Raw genomic sequence first — 17,009 nt, 5'->3', positions numbered from 1 at the left:
AAGCGATATTTTACCTTTCCAACAACTTCTAATAAATCATATTGTTTATAAAAATAAAGAGCTGCTTTATATATAAAGCAGCTCTTTATTTGGACAAATGAGAATTTCTTAAATTAATATTCGGTAAAAATTCTATTTACTATCTGTCAGGCTATCGATTACGCGACGGATACCTGCGAAGCGTGAAGCATAATATTTTTCTTTCAGATAGCTGATACTTACTCCTGTTTTGCAGGCTGAATGAATAAACTTTAAACCATTTTTATCAGACTCCAACACAATGCCAACATGAGATACTTCATCTTTTCTGTTAGCATTGATTTTAAAGAATATCAAATCTCCAGGTTGTGCTTCTTCAGGTGTTGTCTGGTAACCCAGTTTAAAAAGGTCTATACTACGGTGGCTTAGTTTCATGCCAAATTTAGCAAATACGTAGTTTACTAAACCGGAACAATCAAATCCTTTGAGTGTTTTGCCGCTCCATAAATAGCGGATACCAATAAGTTTTCGGGCGAATCGTTGTAGGTCGTCGGTTAATTTTGAATTATTTTTATCGCTTACCTCGTTCGGTGAAGTTGTGAGTGATTTTGGAAGGTCAGTGGCCTTAGAGACCATTGATGTAACGACTAACAACGAACCCAATACATATTTTTTTAACATTATATATTGATTTGGTTCTGTTACAAAATTAGACAAATACAATGCCTAAGTCCAAAAAAACGGTAAAAATAGGCAGATTATTGTTAACGATTCACGAAAAAGTACAATTTTTTATGAAAAATAAGAAGGAAAACGATGAATGAGCCGGTGGATTTTTCAGTATCGGCTACTGAAGCATGTGACATAAACTATATGTAAATATTTGTAAAAAATTCCGTAAAAAAAAATAATAGTTAAAAAAACTTAAAATTTACATTCGCAAAAAAAAATATTTCTATCTTCGCATCAGTATTAACTAAACAATTAGTTATTTAGACGCAACGACATTACTTTACTAAACCATTTTATGAAAAAGCGCTTACTTCTACTTGCTGTGCTTATGCACTCGGCTGCACTTTTGTTTGCCCAAAGCCCAACTAAATTCACAATCAAAGGCATCGCTATTGATTCAGGTAATACTGTTATGCCATTTGCTACTGTTATGCTATTACAACCCAAAGATTCAACTTTAGTGAACTTTGGTCGGACAGATGAAAATGGCGTATTTGAATTTAAAAATGTAAAAAAAGCAAACTACATCCTGAAAATCTCCTTTGTAGGTTACATTCCGTTCCAGACTGATGTAACGCCTGTTGACGGAGCAGTAAACGACTTAGGACAACTGAAATTAAAACCCATTGCCAAAGAATTGATGGAAGTGGTTGTAAAAACGGCTCGCGCTCCGTTAAATATTAAAGGTGATACTATAGAATATAACGCGGCCTCATTTAAAGTCCCCCCGGGATCATCAGTTGAAGACCTGCTACGAAAGCTGCCTGGTGTACAGATTGATCAGGATGGAAATATTAAAGCCCAAGGACAAGATGTCAAGAAAGTAACTGTAGACGGTAAAAGCTTTTTTGGTAGTGACCCTAAAGCTGCTACAAAAAATCTACCCGCTGAAGCAATTACAAAGGTTCAGATTTTCAATGATAAATCAGAACAAGCCAAAGCTACAGGGGTAGATGACGGAAAAAAAGAGAAGACCGTGAACCTTGAGCTGAAAGATGATTTTAAAAAAGGTGGATTTGGCAAGATTACTGCCGCTATTGGTACTGAAGAAAGAGCAGAGTTAAAAGGTAATTATAACAAATTTGACTCTAAACAGCAGTTTTCTGTGCTTGGCTTAGGGAATAATATCAATCAGACAGGTATCTCCCGAGATGATTTTCAGGATTTCAGAGGCAGCCAAGCTAATAACTGGGGAGATGAAGCAGATTTTGGTTTCAGCAGCGGTGTAAGGTTCTTCTATGACAATGATACGGAAGAGAGTATTACTATTCCGGTAGGTGGCCGTAATTTTCAGGGATTTTCTGAAAATTACGCTGGAGGTGCCAACTATAACTACGATACCAAAAACACGAAATTTAGTTCAAATTATTATTTCAATCAGACTCAGCAGTTAGTTTCCAAAAAATCGCAGAGAGAGAACTTTCTTTCTAATAACAATTCGTTCAAGACACTTGAAGACAGCTATCAGAATCGTATCAGCCGTAACCATCGTGTAAGTTTACGTTTTGAGAAAAAAATAGACTCGTTGAATACTTTAGTATTAATAGGAAACGGAAGGACGGGTAATGGAACAACCAAATTTAATAGTTTGCAGGAAATTTATAGAAATGGTAGCGCTTCGAAATCAAACCAGACTACCATTAATAACTTCAACGAGTTTAATTCAACTGCAATTGCATTAATTGGTTTATATCGTCATAAATTCAAGAAAAAGGGAAGGAATTTTGCCGCAAGTTTAACTTATAATTATAATATTTCAGATGGTGAGGCGCGTCAAAATTCAGTCAATGAATTATTTGGTGTACCAGTTGGCTCAATACCAGCAAATATCAATCAGATTAACTTTACGAATAGCCCTCGTAATCTGGTTAAATCGAGTTTGCTTTTTGTAGAACCGTTGTCTAAGAAATTCTTTTCTGAAACATTCTATAATTTCAGCTTGCGCAGTGATGCTGTTGACAGAAATGTACAAACAACTGATGGCATCAGAATTGACTCGCTAAGCAATTATTACAACAATGATTTTATGTATAATCGTTTCGGAACTAATGTGAGATATAATTATAAAGGTGTGAATATTTCATTTGGTTTAGCCGCTCAACATTTTCATTTTGACGGAAACTTTGCACGTAGTAAAAATGCCGCTGATTTTCAAAAAATCAACAGAGATATATTTGCGTTAATCCCTGCCTCTTCTGTTAATATTGATCTTAAAAACAATCGTTATATCTGGGCCGATTATAGTAAAGAAGTTGCTGAGCCGGCTATTAAAGATTTACAACCTATTATTGACAACAGCAATACTTTGTATATCCGTACAGGCAATCCTAATTTGTTACCAATGAGCACCCACAGAGCATTTATAGGATATAATATGTTCAATCCGGGTAGTTTCACTAATATGTTCTTCAACCTGAACTATGGCTATAATATCAATCAGGTAATTTATAATCAGACCGTTGACCCTGTTACGTTGGTTACTACTGCGAAACCTACCAATATTTCGGGTGGACAAAACATGGGTTCGTATTTAGGCTTTGGTTTCCCCTTGAAAAAAACTAAAAGTACTTTAAACTTAAATGTGGGAACCAACATTTCAAAAAACCTGATTTACATTAACAATGTATTAAATACAACAAGAAACAATAATTATAACTTCGGCTTCCGTGTTGATTTAACACCGAGCGATAAGTTTACATTATACGCAAATGGTAATTTCGGTATCACTAATACCAGATATTCTATTAATACAACACAGAATCAACAGATATTTAACCATAATTTAGGTGCAGAAATGAACATCGCTATGCCAGCAGGTATTTATTTCAGTTCAAATCTGAATTACAGAATCTCTAAAAACGAGCGTTTTGGTTTTAATCAGCACGTTCCTATCCTGTATGCATCTGTTTATAAGATATTAGGTAAAGCTAAAAAAGCGGAGATTCGTCTGTCGGGGTATGATTTATTAAAGAAAAACATTGGTATTAACCAATATGCTTATCAGAACTTCGTTTCAACAGAACAGACACAGACCCTTTCGAGGTATTTTATGTTGAGTTTTACCTACAACATGAGAGGTGTAAGTGCCAAAATGCGTCGTCAGGGCTGGTACTAAGCTATTTAATATCACTAAAACACATACAAATGAAAGCTATATCAAAATACGTAATCGGTTTGCTCTTTTTTGCAGTTATTTCTCCCCTGTCAGGTTTCTCCCAAAAAACTGAGGGCATGGTAGTGTATGAGCGTCAGGAGTTCTGGTCGAAGATTATTGGGCAGTTAACTTATCTGTCGAACGAAGAAAAAGACCGTGTAAAACAAACTTGGGGTAAAAATGACCAGGGCTGGAAATCTAAAACCAAAATGTTTTTCAATGCCAACGAAAGCCTCCTTACTAATCTGGAAGAAACAAGCGAGTATGGGTGGTCTTCTCGGACGGAAGACTATTTCATCTACCGAAACTACGAACAAGAGAAGAAAATAGAGATTATTGAAATGTTGGGAAAAACTTATGTTGTTGAAGATTCGCTTAGAGCTCCTAACTGGAAAGTTCTCAACCAGATTAAAGACGTGGCAGGTTATATATGTATGAAAGCGGTTACAGAAGACACTGTTAAGCATCAGAAAGTAACGGCATGGTTTACTGGCGATATTCCTGTTTCTGCAGGGCCTGAAAGATATTACGGACTACCAGGTATGATTCTGGAATTGGAAATTAATGATGGTGATGTAGTGATTACAGCGACCAAAGTTGAGTTTAAAAAACTGGAGGGCAAGGAACTGACTCTCCCTAAGCTAAAAGGCAAGAAAATCAAAGATGCTGATTATGACCAGCTTATAGTAAAACATATTAAAGACAGCATCAAATCTTACCGGAACCCCTATTGGGCAATCAGATATTAGAAATAGGTAGAAAATGCCTGTGTTGCCAAAGTGTAATACAGGCATTTTCTTTAGCATCCGTCATTTTAAATATTTTAGTCTAATTCGTGTAGAACTTTATTTGTCAAAAAATGAAGACCACTAAAATCAGAATGCCTTAGTCGCCAATCAGGCAACAATGGGTAATAACATAGACGTGAAGTTTATTGAAGGGGTAGATTTGTCTCAACATAACCGATAAAACATTTAGAATTTAACTGGCATAGGTTTTTTGTTTTTTTAGATAAGGAGTAACAAATTAAAACTCACAACGTCATGGAAAATCAAAAAGACACACAGAGAAGAGACGAAGATAGAAACACGTCGACACAACAAGGTGGTAATAGAAATACCCCTCAACAAGGACAACAAAGCAATAGCAACCAAGGTCAACAAGGACAAGAGAACTGGAATCAAGGCCAACAAAATACAAGCCAACAAGGAGGCAATAGAAATATGCCTCAACAAGGGCAGCAAAATAGTTCAAGCCAAGGTCAACAAGGACAAGAATATGATGCTAATGGCTCATCAAGACAAGACCAAGACAGAAATAAACAAAATGGGGATAATCGTTATGATAAACCAGAGATTGAACCTCAAACAGATAAACCCGAGATAAATGAGGTTTAGGTCTTCGTGTTGGAAATAGCATTTCCAGCGGAAATTTTAATAATATAGGTAAACAGGCCTTCTCGAAGACAATTTGAAAAGGCCTGTTTGTTTTTTTAATTAATAAAAGTTTAAAAAAAGCAAAAGGTGATATACATTAAAGGTGATGTTGAGAACAAGCCGAGGCAAAACTCTGGTACTAAAAGTCTCCATAACAAAATCGGTAAAGAAGGAAAGCTCAATCAGACCAGAAAAGTGTTACAAGCCCGAATGGCGAATAACAGATTGCTGGTGCAGCACGCACACAAGATGATAATTCCTCTAACAGAGGTATAGGAACTTATAAAAATAATTAAAAAATCTTCAATAAGACAATACAACAAAAAAGGAGATGCTAAAACATCTCCCTTCAATTACTATTCCTTTTTATTTTTTATAGCATTCGCTTAATAATCTCTTCAACCGAAACGTGTTCTGCTTCTGCCTTGAAGTTTCTTACTAAACGATGGCGTAATACAGACACTGCTACTGCTTTTACATCTTCAATATCAGGTGAGTATTTACCATTAATCAAGGCATTACATTTAGCTCCCAAAATCAGGTTTTGAGACGCACGAGGACCAGCACCCCACTCTAAATATTTATTGGTATCTACCGAAGCCATTTCTGTATTCGGGCGAGTTTTATGTACCAGGCTTACTGCATATTCTACTACGTTATCAGCCACCGGAACACGACGTACCAAATGCTGGAAGTAAAGAATCTGGTCGCCAGTCAATATTTTACTTACTACTTTTTTAATATCAGAGGTTGTATTCTTTACTATATCCAGTTCTTGTCTGTAAGACGGATAGTCCAGATTAACCATAAACATAAAACGGTCAAGCTGGGCTTCAGGAAGTGGATATGTTCCTTCCTGTTCGATTGGGTTTTGTGTAGCCAATACAAAGAAAGGGCGACCTATATTATGTTTTTGACCAGCTACTGTTACGGCATATTCCTGCATAGCCTCTAAAAGTGCTGATTGTGTTTTAGGGGGTGTACGATTAATCTCATCCGCCAAAATAATATTGGCAAATACTGGTCCTTTTATAAATCTGAAATTACGTTCGTTATCCAGTGTTTCTGACCCTAAAATATCAGAAGGCATCAGGTCGGGTGTAAACTGAATACGATTAAAGTCTAAGTCTAAAGCCGAAGCAATTGTCTGAATCAATAGCGTTTTTGCCAACCCTGGCACCCCTACTAATAAACAGTGTCCCTGACAGAAAATAGCTGTGAGTAATAAACGAACTGTATCATCTTGCCCAACGATCACTTGTCCGATTTCATTTCTTAAATTGTTATAGGCAACTTTAAGGGCATCTGCTGCTTCTACGTCTGAATTAAATTGAACTTTGCTCATTAATGTATGGTATGGGTGAATTGTTTACGGATGAATGGCTGTTAATTATCGGTTCGTATCTGTCCGAAGATATTACAGGATTCATACTCAGGGTCAATTTTTATATAAACATCAGCTATCGCTTTTTTAAACCATGATTCTATCTCTTTGCTTCGTTTTTCCATCATGGCAAATTCTTTTATCTTTTCGAAATCGTCTTTCAGATTAGCAATATGAGGAGCGTATTTTGCCTTAAAGTAAATGATTCTTGCGCCTGTTTTACCGTCTTCACTTCTGTACGGCATGGGTGCAGTAATCGTGCCAACTTTCATACTGTCAATAGTGAAGTAAAGGGTTGGATCCATTGATTGATCTAAAGGCAATTTAGAAGCCCCGGTCTGTGGATCAGACAACATTCCACCTGCGTCTTGCGTCTGTTTATCGTCTGAAAAATCTTTAGCAGCTTTTTCAAATTTTATACTGTCACGCACTATTTCTTTACGAAGGCTATCTAAAAATCTGGTAGGCTCAGTTACATCTAAACGATTATAATCAGGGCGTAACAGGATATGTCTGGCGTGGTATTCCTGTCCACGGATTTCAAGTGTCTGAATCAAGTGTAGTCCAAAATCAGATTCTACTACATCGGTCATTTCATTAGGTTTCAGTTTCATGGCTGCGGCCTCAAACTGAGGCACCATCTGCCCTCTTTTTGACCAGCCTAAATCACCACCATACTGGCGCGAACCCGGGTCTTCTGAATATTCTTTGGCTAAATCTTCAAACTTTTCCCCAGCTAATATCCGTTTTTTATAATCGAGCAAACGCTCTGATAATTCGTCTTTTTGTGCTTTTGTTACTTTGGCAAACCGCACGATATGTCCGATTTGTACTTCTGCTGGTATTTCAGGAATACTGTCTTTAGGTATCTGATTGAAGAACTTCTTTACTTCGTTTGGTGTAACTTTCAGATTTTTGGTAATCTCTCCCTGCATCTTCTGGGCAGTTAATTGCTCTTTTACCTGCGAACGAACCTCGCTTTTCAGAGTTTCTAAAGATTTACCAAACTGCTCAACAATGTTTTTTTCATTGCCATACAGTTGCACCATCTGCTGCATACGGGCAGTTAGCTGGTCGTCAACAGTCTTATCTTCTACAATTACCGAGTCTATTTCAGCTTTTGCCACTAATAGCTTATTTACTACCAAACTCTCTAATGCCTGACATTTGGTAATGGGCTGTTGTTGCTGAACTGAGCGCAAATACCACTGTTCTACCTCTGAGCGTAGTACGATATAATTGTCTACTTTCGCAATAATCCTGTCAATATTAATAGGTTTAGTGGGCTCTTGTGAAAATGCCAATATTGGCAGACAAACAAATAAAATTAATTTCTTTAGCATATAATTGGTAGTGTACTTGATTCTGTTTTTTAAATTTATTGTTTCCCAGCCTCTAAGGCTTTATCTATTTCTTCTTTATTAATTTTAACCGGATATCTGACTTCCAATTCCTGATGCAATTGTTTTTCCAGTTGTTTCTGATAATCAGCCAATACCTGACCACGTGCTTCCCGGAGTGTTTTATAACGAGCTGGTTCAAGTCTTTCAACAATCAACTCAATGTATTTTCCATCTTTTATTATAGACTGGCTTCCTGTTTCCCATTTAAATGCGTCAACATATTTATTGTCTCCTCTTTTGAAATAACCGTCTTCTATATCTACGCTATTGGCTTCTTTACGGTTGAATCGTTTTTCAACATCCTTCTTAGAGTTACTATAAAATACAAAAGTTACTCTCTGGTTTTTAGTCCAGTCAAACCGATCGGCACGTTTGGTTTTAGCATAATCATTTTCAATTATTCTCTCTATCGGCAAACCGTTAGCTGTCAGAAAACTCTTTACTTTTTCGATCCGCTCTGCTGAGTTATTCGTATTTTCGTTCTGGTCGGCGTGGCCACCAATCTCAACAATATAACCTTTATTAGTACGCATAATCTCGAGTAAAGTTGCCAGAACCTTTTTGTGTTCTGGTGTTAAATCACTTGCATACTTATCATAATACAAAGGTGTCCGCATAGTGCTGTTGAGCGGATATGGCATTCCTTTCTTAAAAATATCTCTTACCTGCCCTAATGTTTTAGCATCTTTTGCAACTATCAGGCTTCCCATTATTCTTTCAGGCATCCGGTAGTTTGCCTTATTTTTTTCATAATATGCTCTTTGCCCTGAAGTATCTGCAACCGACTTCTCAAAAACCATATCGTTCATCAATTGCATTTTCAGAAAGCTTGTTGAATACTCCTGCATTAATTGCCTGAAATCGGAATTGATTTCAGTTAAATGTGCTTCGGCATATTCTTTTACATTTTTATCAACGAATCTTTTATAAAAACTACGCATCCAGACCACCGCCGAATATCCGGTTGGTACCCGTTCTACCAATTGCCTTTCCATCACATAGTCAAAGAAGGCTTTTGTTTTGATCTCATTATTTCTAATAGAAAAGATAGTGCTATTGGTTATAGGGCCGTTCAGCGTATATCCCCATTTCTTTTTTATCAGATTTGTATCGGCAGATTCAATAGCTTTTTTCACAATATCAGGATACTCAACAAACTGCATATCTTTTTTCATGCGGCTCATGGCATTCTCTTTTACCAGTTCCCCCCTCGAATCTGTCACTACTTTTTCTTTCAGTTTTGGCAATATATCTTCATAAGATTCAAGTGGAATTTTCTTGGCTAATCTAATGATATGCCAGCCTGCTGAGGTACGGACAGGTTTTGAAAACTCACCTACTTTCAATGCAAAAGCCGCTTGCTCAAAAGCGGTTTCTTCTCGTGTGCCAATCCCGAATACAGGCAGGTAGCCTTTATTATTTTTTGTTCGGTAATCATCAGAGTATTGTTCGCATAAGACTTCAAATACAGCCCCTTTGGTTAAGGCTGTATAAATAGAATCTATCTGAGACTTTGCTCTGTTTAACGAATCGTTTGTATTAGGCGGAACAACCTTTAGAATATGTTGTACCCATACCTTACCGCTATTTGGCCGACGCTCTAACACTTTAACTAAATGATACCCAGCTTTTGTTCTGACTGGCATAGAGACCTGTCCGACAGCTACGTTAAATGCTGCTTTTTCTAAAGGATATACCAATTGTAAGGCACTGAACCAGCCTAATTCACCTCCTTTAGTGCTTGTTTTTTTATCTTGTGAAAATTGCTGCGCCAATACTCCGAAATCTTCTCCTTCTACAGCTCTTCTACGAATATCAATTAATTTATTGTAAATAGCAGCTGTATCTGCCGGATTAGCAAATTCATGTAACTGGTACATAATATGAGCAGCCCTTACCTCTTGTAATAGCCAGTCGTATGTCTCTTTCAGAAGATATTTAATAGTAACACTATCTGTCAGATAAGCCTCTGCTAAAATGCTGTTGTAAGTTTGCAGTTCTTCTTTATATTCCTCCGAATTATCATATCCTCTCTTTCTGGCTTCAGCTACCATTCTCTGATCCTGAATCACCTGTTCCAAGGCTTTCTCTACTGATACAGAATCATATACTTTTATCTTCTCAATCTCCTGCTTCAATTCTGACACTTTCACTTCATTTGTTCCTACTGTCAGACCTACCGGTTCAATGATTACAGCACTTACCTGAGTGGCTTGAGGCGCAGGTGCCGCTGCACCCGTGGTGTTGGTTCCTTCTTTTACTGCTCTTTCAGATGATGATGGTTTCTTTAAGACCTGACAGGCAATCTGAGAAAAGATTAATAATATATAATATGGAAATACCTTGTAAAATCGCTTCATAACAATACACCTTTCAATCATCTTCATGGCAATGCCATTTTGCTACAATAACTAAACTCTATGCGTTTAAAAATTATTGTGATGAATATTAATTTTGTTTGGGTTATTCACCTGTCAAAAACCATGGTTTTTCAGGTATCAAAAAAACGAAGAATCAAAAATAAGAGAAAAATCTGCTTTTTACGAAGTTTTGCTGATTATTTCTTCCACAATTGACTCTCCTGATGATAAATCTCCGCTTGTCCATTGCCATTTTTCATATAGACGTATGCGGCCATCCGGCAATACTTCAGGAGTAGAATGACACTTTCCTGTCATTAATTCTCCTGCCTGGTTAATATGTTCATAGCGCATATCTAAAACATTATTATCCAACATTTTAGCTATCAGAAAGCCCTTTACTATAACTCCACCAGCGTATTCTGCCCATACGACATTCCCGGTTTGCGAGTAGTAAAACAGTGTCTCCTCTCCTACTTCTCCGTTGGCTGAGTTACTAAATGACCTGAATATTTTTTTATGAAAATTTAACATTTATACAACCTTAAACAATAGGTTCTTGTTGCGATAAACAATGAAAACTACCGAGTCCCCAGATAATTTCGGTGGCGTCTATGCCAATTATTTTCCTATCCGGAAAACACCCCTGTATAATATCTAAAGCAGTATCATCTTTATCGCAATTATAGGTTGGTACAATTACGGCCCCATTTGTAATCAGGAAATTAGCATAGGATGCCGGCAGGCGAATACCACTATCATATACTGCTTCAGGCATGGGTAATTCTTTGATATTTAATTGTTTACCATTTAGCAGGCGCATCCTGGTTAAATCAGCCAGATTTTGCTTCAGCGGATGGTAGTTATCATCGGTCTTGTCATGTTCAATTACAGTTAGCACTGTATCTTCATTTACAAAACGAGTTGTATCATCAATATGCCCGTCTGTATCATCGCCTACGATCCCATCTGTTACCCAGAGCACCTGATCAACTCCATAGTAATCATAAAGGTACTGTTCAATATGTTGCTGATTCAGATGTGGGTTTCTATTCAGATTCAATAAACATGATTTACTGGTCAATACAGTACCTTTGCCATTAAATTCTACTGATCCGCCTTCCATAATAATACCTGGTACTACATAAGGCAAGCCTAAATAATTAGCTATTTTTATGGGTATTTCGTCATCATCTCCATAAGGTGGATATTTTCCGCCCCAAGCATTGTAACCCCACTCCACGATCATTTTCTGCCTGGTTTCAGGATTTATCAGAAAAGCCGGACCATGATCTCTACACCATGAATCATTAGTAGTATGTATAGGTATTTCGATCTGACTATGATTTATCTTATATTGGTCAAGAAGGTTGATAATCAAAGATTTTTGCTGTTTGTCTTTTGCATTAATACAAACTTTTTCGCTTTCAGCAATGGCTTTGATAAAAGCCATATAAGAGGGATATATCCGCTCCAAACGCTCACCATAATCCCACGAATCAGAACTTTGAGGAAAACTTAACCAGGTTGCACGGTGTGGATGCCATTCAGCAGGGAAGAAAAAGCCTTGTTGTTTGGGTGTTGTAACCACTACTTAATTTTTTTTGGTTTTCAATTGGTCAATTATCTTTCGATATTATTAGAAAAATCTAAAGAAATGCAAAGGTACGGCTATTATTTAATAAAATAAATCCAAAACTGAGGATATTCCGTAAATACAACCAGAAGTGCAAAAAGATAAAACGTTTGGGCTTAAATAAATCACCTGCAAATCTGATTAAAATGTATTGTTTTTTTTGGAAAGATCTAAGATAAATAACATCTTTGGAAAAACTTACTAATTTAGCCCCGAAAACAGGAATCGTTTGGCACGTCGTATTAGCATATCAGAAGAAGAATTAGTGGCTTTGTTGAAAGACAAAGACCAGCGGGGCTTTACTATTCTGTATAATAATTATTCAAGTGCGCTCTATGGTGTACTTAATAAGATTATACAGCAGGATGATGATGCCAATGATTTACTTCAGGATACGTTTTTGAAGATATGGAAAAACATTGGTAATTATGACGCCTCTAAGGGAAGCATTTTCACATGGATGATGAATATTGCCCGAAATCTGGCAATAGATAAAGTCCGGTCGGTGGATTTTAGAGATACATCTCTGAATGTATCTATGGAAGATAAGGTTGTGTATCAGATTGATTCTGAATACCAAACCGCACAGGAAGTAGATGGAATAGGGCTGCATAGAGTAGTAGATAGATTAAAACCTGAATACAAACAGTTAATAGATTTGATTTATTACCAGGGCTATACCCAGGCAGAGGTGGCTGAGGAATACGGCATACCTTTAGGTACAGTCAAAACAAGGATTAAAGCCGCAGTAAACACCCTGCGTACTTTACTTCAGACATTGGTACTTTTGTTAATGAATATTTTTTAAATACTACCAGAAAACTAAAAAACATATGCTTGTTACATTAACCTGATTTATTAATAACGTAATCAAGCTGTAAATAAAAATGGATATTAATTCATACATAGCGTCCGGTATTTTAGAAAGCTACGTGCTTGGCTCAACTACTCCAGAGGAGGCAGTTGAGGTAGAGCAAATGTCTTTAAAATACCCACAATTAAAGGCGGAGCTTCGAGCAATTGAAGACGCTTTAGAAAGCTATGCCTTTGACCATGCCAAACACCCTCCTGCTCATTTGAAAAATCAAATCTGGAACGTACTTGTTGCTGATACAAATAATAATGAAGTTGCTGTAAAAGAAACAAAAGTTGTAGATTTTGATAGTGGAGAAGAGATAGCACCAATGGTTGTAAAACCAAGTGGATTTTTTAGTAGTTATATCAGGATTGCTGCTTCTTTAGCATTATTAGGCAGCGTTTTAGCAAATATTTACGTATTGACTCGCTGGAATGAAAGCAAGGAGAGTTTAACTGCGGCTATCAACGAGAATATATTACTACAAAAAGAAGTTAAGAATAATGATGGCATGATGAAGCCGAGTGAGGTGAATTTGTTGATGAGCCCGGAAGTGAAAACATTTAAGCTGATGGGACAAAAGGTATCTCCGAACTCAACGGTTATGCTTGCCTTAGATATGAAGACAAACACGGTTTATCTGGTTCGTGGTAATTTACCTGCACCTCCTGCTGGAATGCAATATCAGTTATGGGCTATTGTAAATGACAAACCTTTAGATGCCGGAGTATTTGATATTATTAATAATACCCAGCAACTAAAAAAAGTACCGCTGCCTAAAGCCTTTGCAGTAACACTTGAAAAGAAAGGTGGAAGTGCCACCCCAACATCAGATATTTTTGTATTGGGTATATAAAATTTAAACTCAAGTCTACAAAAAAAGCCAAGTCTTCACTTGGCTTTTTTTGTAGACTTGAGCCACTCAGAAATACATCAAGCTTGTTATGCTAATTTTGAGGTCTGTAATAAATCACCAATTTAGGATGTAATTGCGTATCTACAACTTTAGAAGATGCAAAAATCAGTCTTCTGTAAGGTGATTCATTAAATAATTTCAGCATAAACCCAAAGCTATTATTTTTATCGTTTACATAATTCTGAACTAAAGCCGTAACGTCTACTATATAACTTGAATAATCTCCTCCTGATGATGAAGGGAGAGAAGATTTTGTATTTAAGTCAATTGACGGCTGAATATTCCAGGTAACTGTATTTTGCTGCCAATTACTAACAATTCTATATATATCCAATTGATTGGGCGAAATATTGGAACCGATAGTAGTATTTGGATTACCATATAAATATAACCTTGCACTATCTATCGCCGTTCCTTGTGGTAAAGTTGATAAATTAAAATCAAGTAGTGTTCGCGTGATATTTGGTGTTCCACTATTAGTTTGTGCGACACCCCCTATATCTAATATATTAGCACTTCTGTTTTCATCAGGTATAATCGAACTGATAGTAGCTTCCTTGCTCGAGCTTGCATCTGGTTGTAAAGTTAAAATCCCCGTGTTCGGACAGAGTATAGCAGTTTTCACAAAATTCCCGTCATTGTCAATAGTAACTCTCCAACAAACATTATTAGGTGATTTAAGAATAATACCTTTTGTGAAATCTTTTACATAAACATCGCCATTATCTAACTGAACGTTTCCTCCTCCAACATTCAATTTTGCCTGTGGTGTTTCAGTAGCAATACCGACATTTCCATTCTGCTCGATACGCATTCTTTCATTAACTCCATATGGACTGTATCCGTTCATAAACTTAATTACCCCATCTGTAGAATTTCCAAAAGGCGAATCAGCCCTTAAAATCAGACCCTTGCTCCCTCCTCTGGCCTGGATAGTGCTAAAATTTGCGTACATTGTCTGTAAAGGGGTACCTTGTCCGTATTGAGAGCCAAAATATCCAATTTCTAAATAGCCATCATCAGCCAAGCTAAATCTTTGACTTACTGTCCCCTGAGTATTTGTATTTTTAAACTCAGCAAAGATACGTGAATCTGGAGTATCGCCTCCAATTGTATTATCCTCAATATATATTTTATTAAGGATTTTATCAGTATTAAGGCTTATTTTTTTTGTAGCAACATGAGTTCCCCCTGCAGGCAATGGACTAATAGTATAAGGTATCTGAGCAAAACAAAAAAAAGGGATTAATAAAAGAGCCAAAAGCGTAAAGTTGTTCTTCATAAAAATTTTAATTAAGTTATAAAATAGTCACTAAAAAAAATGAATCAACATATCCTGAAATGTATCTAATTGATGAAAATCAGTTCTAATCTGGTACTCAAAATTATTGTCCTCAAATGGTTTTAAAAAAGCACCCATTGATGACTTCTGTTTAGGTATCTTGTGATGATACTCCATAATAATCTGATCGACTTTTTCTTTATTTAATAGCCTATTTTCTACTAAATCTTTAATTATCAGGTTTTCTGCCCCTTCAACGTCAATTTTCATCAAGTCAATTTTCTGAGTAATAAAATCTGATAATCTTTTAGTTTGAACCTCTATTTTCATTCCTACTACCCTATCTTCCAAAATACTTCCCATTAAATTCTGACTGTCGCTTTCATAAAAACTTATAGTTCCTTCTTCATCAGATAATGCCAGATTAAAACTGTGTACATTTGATAAATTGTTATTCTTAATATTTTGTTGCAAAAACTCAAATGTTTTGGTTTGTGGTTCAAAAGCATAAATAATTGCTTCAGGATAAAGCCATTTAAAGAAAATAGTTGCCATTCCAATATTTGCCCCACAATCAAAAATAACTGGTGCTGATGTCTTAGCAGAGAACTTATATTCATAACCTACAAAAACCTCTTTTATTAAATAGTCTAATAGACGATAGTTATAATTAACAATCTCGAAACCAAAAATTTTAACTCTTGCAGGTGTTTGATTTTTAGCAACTATCTTTAAAAAAGCTAATTTGGTTAACACAAAAATTAATTGGAATTTCTGGGAGACTGATAAAGGCAATTGTAATGACTTTAGCACTGCCCTCCACAATTCAATAAAAATATTCATTTATTTATTTACTAAGTATTTAATTATCAAAAACACATTCCGAAAATTTATTTCTGCGAACTTACTTTTAAAGTAAATGCCCAAAGCCTTTATACCTAATGATTTGTTACTTGTACATACTTTTATCCAACGATGGGCAAGAATATAATGTAAGGCTTTGGTATCAAATCTTTTACTGATTTTGTTCTGATTGCTAATGCGTTGCAGCCAATTGGCGGTTTGCTGCAGAAACACTAAACTTTCTGCTTTTCTGAAAGCAATATTGTAGTGTAAGTTTACTTCTTCGTCACTTGGTAATATTCCTAAATTTTCTAACTGTATCTGATGATTCAGTTTTACAGCTTTTTCTGACTTCTGCTGTTGTACAGAGCTAATGTTGGCTGTATGAATACGATAATCAACCAGTGTTTTAGATAGAATGGCTACCGGATAATTGGCGGCTATTCTCACCCATAGGTCATAATCTTCTGTTGGTGGGAACTCTGGTCGATAATGGACTTCCGGCAAACAGCTTTTTTTCAATAATACACTCGACTGCACAAAGTAATTCACAAATAGCAATAAGGCAGAAAGGTATTCGTTGGGAATATAAGATTTAATAAAATTACCTGTCGGCCTGTCTTCTGCGTCTATTAATCTTGCCCAGCTTGCTACCATTGCAAAGCTGGTGTGTTCTTTCAGAAATCGGTGTTCTTCTTCGAGTCTTGTCGGATATGCTATATCATCTGCATCAAGCCATGCTATATAATCTGCTCTGGCTTCACTTAACAATCGATTTCTTGAAAATGAAAGTCCTTTATTCTGCTCATTTTCTATATATTTTATACGGGTGTCTTTAAAAGACAGGATTATATCTTTGCTTGAATCGCCGGAAGCATCATTTAAGATAACTAATTCAAAATCTTTAAATGTCTGATTCAAAATGCTATTGATCGCTTCTTTAAGATACCTTTCTGCATTATAGACAGGCATTAAAACTGAAACAACAGGCATAATTCATTAATTAAATCAAACAATTCTTTAGTTTT

14 protein-coding genes are annotated in these 17,009 nt (G+C 36.2%); 5 read left to right on the top strand and 9 right to left on the bottom strand.

Going from position 1 to position 17,009, the window contains the following annotated elements; genetic code table 11:
* Positions 1-132: 132 nt before the first annotated feature.
* Positions 133-660, bottom strand: a complete 528-nt coding sequence (locus H1R81_RS27035) for a C40 family peptidase (protein WP_181843888.1) — start codon at positions 658-660, stop codon at positions 133-135.
* Between the two features lie 346 nt (positions 661-1,006).
* Here H1R81_RS27035 and H1R81_RS27030 point away from each other — a divergent pair, with 346 nt between their 5' ends.
* From H1R81_RS27030 to H1R81_RS27020, 3 genes are all read left to right on the top strand, one after another.
* The gene (locus H1R81_RS27030) at positions 1,007-3,826 is read left to right on the top strand and encodes an outer membrane beta-barrel protein (protein WP_181843887.1); all 2,820 of its coding nucleotides are present in this window, start codon (positions 1,007-1,009) and stop codon (positions 3,824-3,826) included.
* A 29-nt stretch (positions 3,827-3,855) separates the two neighbouring features.
* Entirely contained in the window at positions 3,856-4,614 is a 759-nt protein-coding gene (locus H1R81_RS27025; RefSeq protein WP_181843886.1) for a GLPGLI family protein, read from the top strand.
* 294 nt (positions 4,615-4,908) lie between these two features.
* Positions 4,909-5,262, top strand: a complete 354-nt coding sequence (locus H1R81_RS27020) for a hypothetical protein (protein ID WP_181843885.1) — start codon at positions 4,909-4,911, stop codon at positions 5,260-5,262.
* 412 nt (positions 5,263-5,674) lie between these two features.
* On the opposite strand, the gene H1R81_RS27015 is transcribed toward H1R81_RS27020, so the two are convergent.
* The 5 genes from H1R81_RS27015 to H1R81_RS26995 all read right to left on the bottom strand — a co-directional run bounded on the left by H1R81_RS27015 (position 5,675) and on the right by H1R81_RS26995 (position 12,039).
* The gene (locus H1R81_RS27015) at positions 5,675-6,646 is read right to left on the bottom strand and encodes a MoxR family ATPase (protein WP_181843884.1); all 972 of its coding nucleotides are present in this window, start codon (positions 6,644-6,646) and stop codon (positions 5,675-5,677) included.
* Between the two features lie 41 nt (positions 6,647-6,687).
* On the bottom strand, positions 6,688-8,028 hold the full coding sequence (locus tag H1R81_RS27010) for a peptidylprolyl isomerase (RefSeq protein ID WP_181843883.1): 1,341 nt from the start codon (positions 8,026-8,028) through the stop codon (positions 6,688-6,690).
* A 35-nt stretch (positions 8,029-8,063) separates the two neighbouring features.
* On the bottom strand, positions 8,064-10,448 hold the full coding sequence (locus H1R81_RS27005) for a peptidylprolyl isomerase (RefSeq protein ID WP_181843882.1): 2,385 nt from the start codon (positions 10,446-10,448) through the stop codon (positions 8,064-8,066).
* 180 nt (positions 10,449-10,628) lie between these two features.
* Positions 10,629-10,982: a n-acetylglutamate synthase gene (locus H1R81_RS27000; protein ID WP_181843881.1), complete on the bottom strand. Its 354-nt coding sequence runs from the start codon at positions 10,980-10,982 to the stop codon at positions 10,629-10,631.
* A 10-nt stretch (positions 10,983-10,992) separates the two neighbouring features.
* Positions 10,993-12,039: an agmatine/peptidylarginine deiminase gene (locus H1R81_RS26995; protein ID WP_181843880.1), complete on the bottom strand. Its 1,047-nt coding sequence runs from the start codon at positions 12,037-12,039 to the stop codon at positions 10,993-10,995.
* Positions 12,040-12,313: 274 nt separating this feature from the next.
* Between H1R81_RS26995 and H1R81_RS26990 the strand changes: the two genes are divergently transcribed.
* Positions 12,314-12,892 (top strand): RNA polymerase sigma factor, encoded by a 579-nt coding sequence (locus tag H1R81_RS26990; RefSeq protein ID WP_181843879.1) that lies wholly within the window; start codon positions 12,314-12,316, stop codon positions 12,890-12,892.
* 79 nt (positions 12,893-12,971) lie between these two features.
* Positions 12,972-13,796, top strand: a complete 825-nt coding sequence (locus tag H1R81_RS26985) for an anti-sigma factor domain-containing protein (RefSeq protein ID WP_181843878.1) — start codon at positions 12,972-12,974, stop codon at positions 13,794-13,796.
* 91 nt (positions 13,797-13,887) lie between these two features.
* On the opposite strand, the gene H1R81_RS26980 is transcribed toward H1R81_RS26985, so the two are convergent.
* The 3 genes from H1R81_RS26980 to H1R81_RS26970 are packed head-to-tail and all read right to left on the bottom strand — an operon-like array spanning position 13,888 to position 16,974.
* Complete coding sequence (locus H1R81_RS26980) at positions 13,888-15,138, bottom strand: DNRLRE domain-containing protein (protein ID WP_181843877.1); 1,251 nt, start codon at positions 15,136-15,138, stop codon at positions 13,888-13,890.
* Positions 15,139-15,168: 30 nt separating this feature from the next.
* Entirely contained in the window at positions 15,169-15,981 is an 813-nt protein-coding gene (locus H1R81_RS26975; protein WP_181843876.1) for an FkbM family methyltransferase, read from the bottom strand.
* Entirely contained in the window at positions 15,982-16,974 is a 993-nt protein-coding gene (locus tag H1R81_RS26970) for a glycosyltransferase (RefSeq protein ID WP_181843875.1), read from the bottom strand.
* Positions 16,975-17,009: the final 35 nt, after the last annotated feature.

Source organism: Emticicia sp. BO119 (genome assembly GCF_013912375.1).
Taxonomy (GTDB): domain Bacteria; phylum Bacteroidota; class Bacteroidia; order Cytophagales; family Spirosomataceae; genus Emticicia.
Note: the sequence above shows the minus strand (reverse complement) of the source record. Positions and strands in the feature narration are given on the sequence as shown.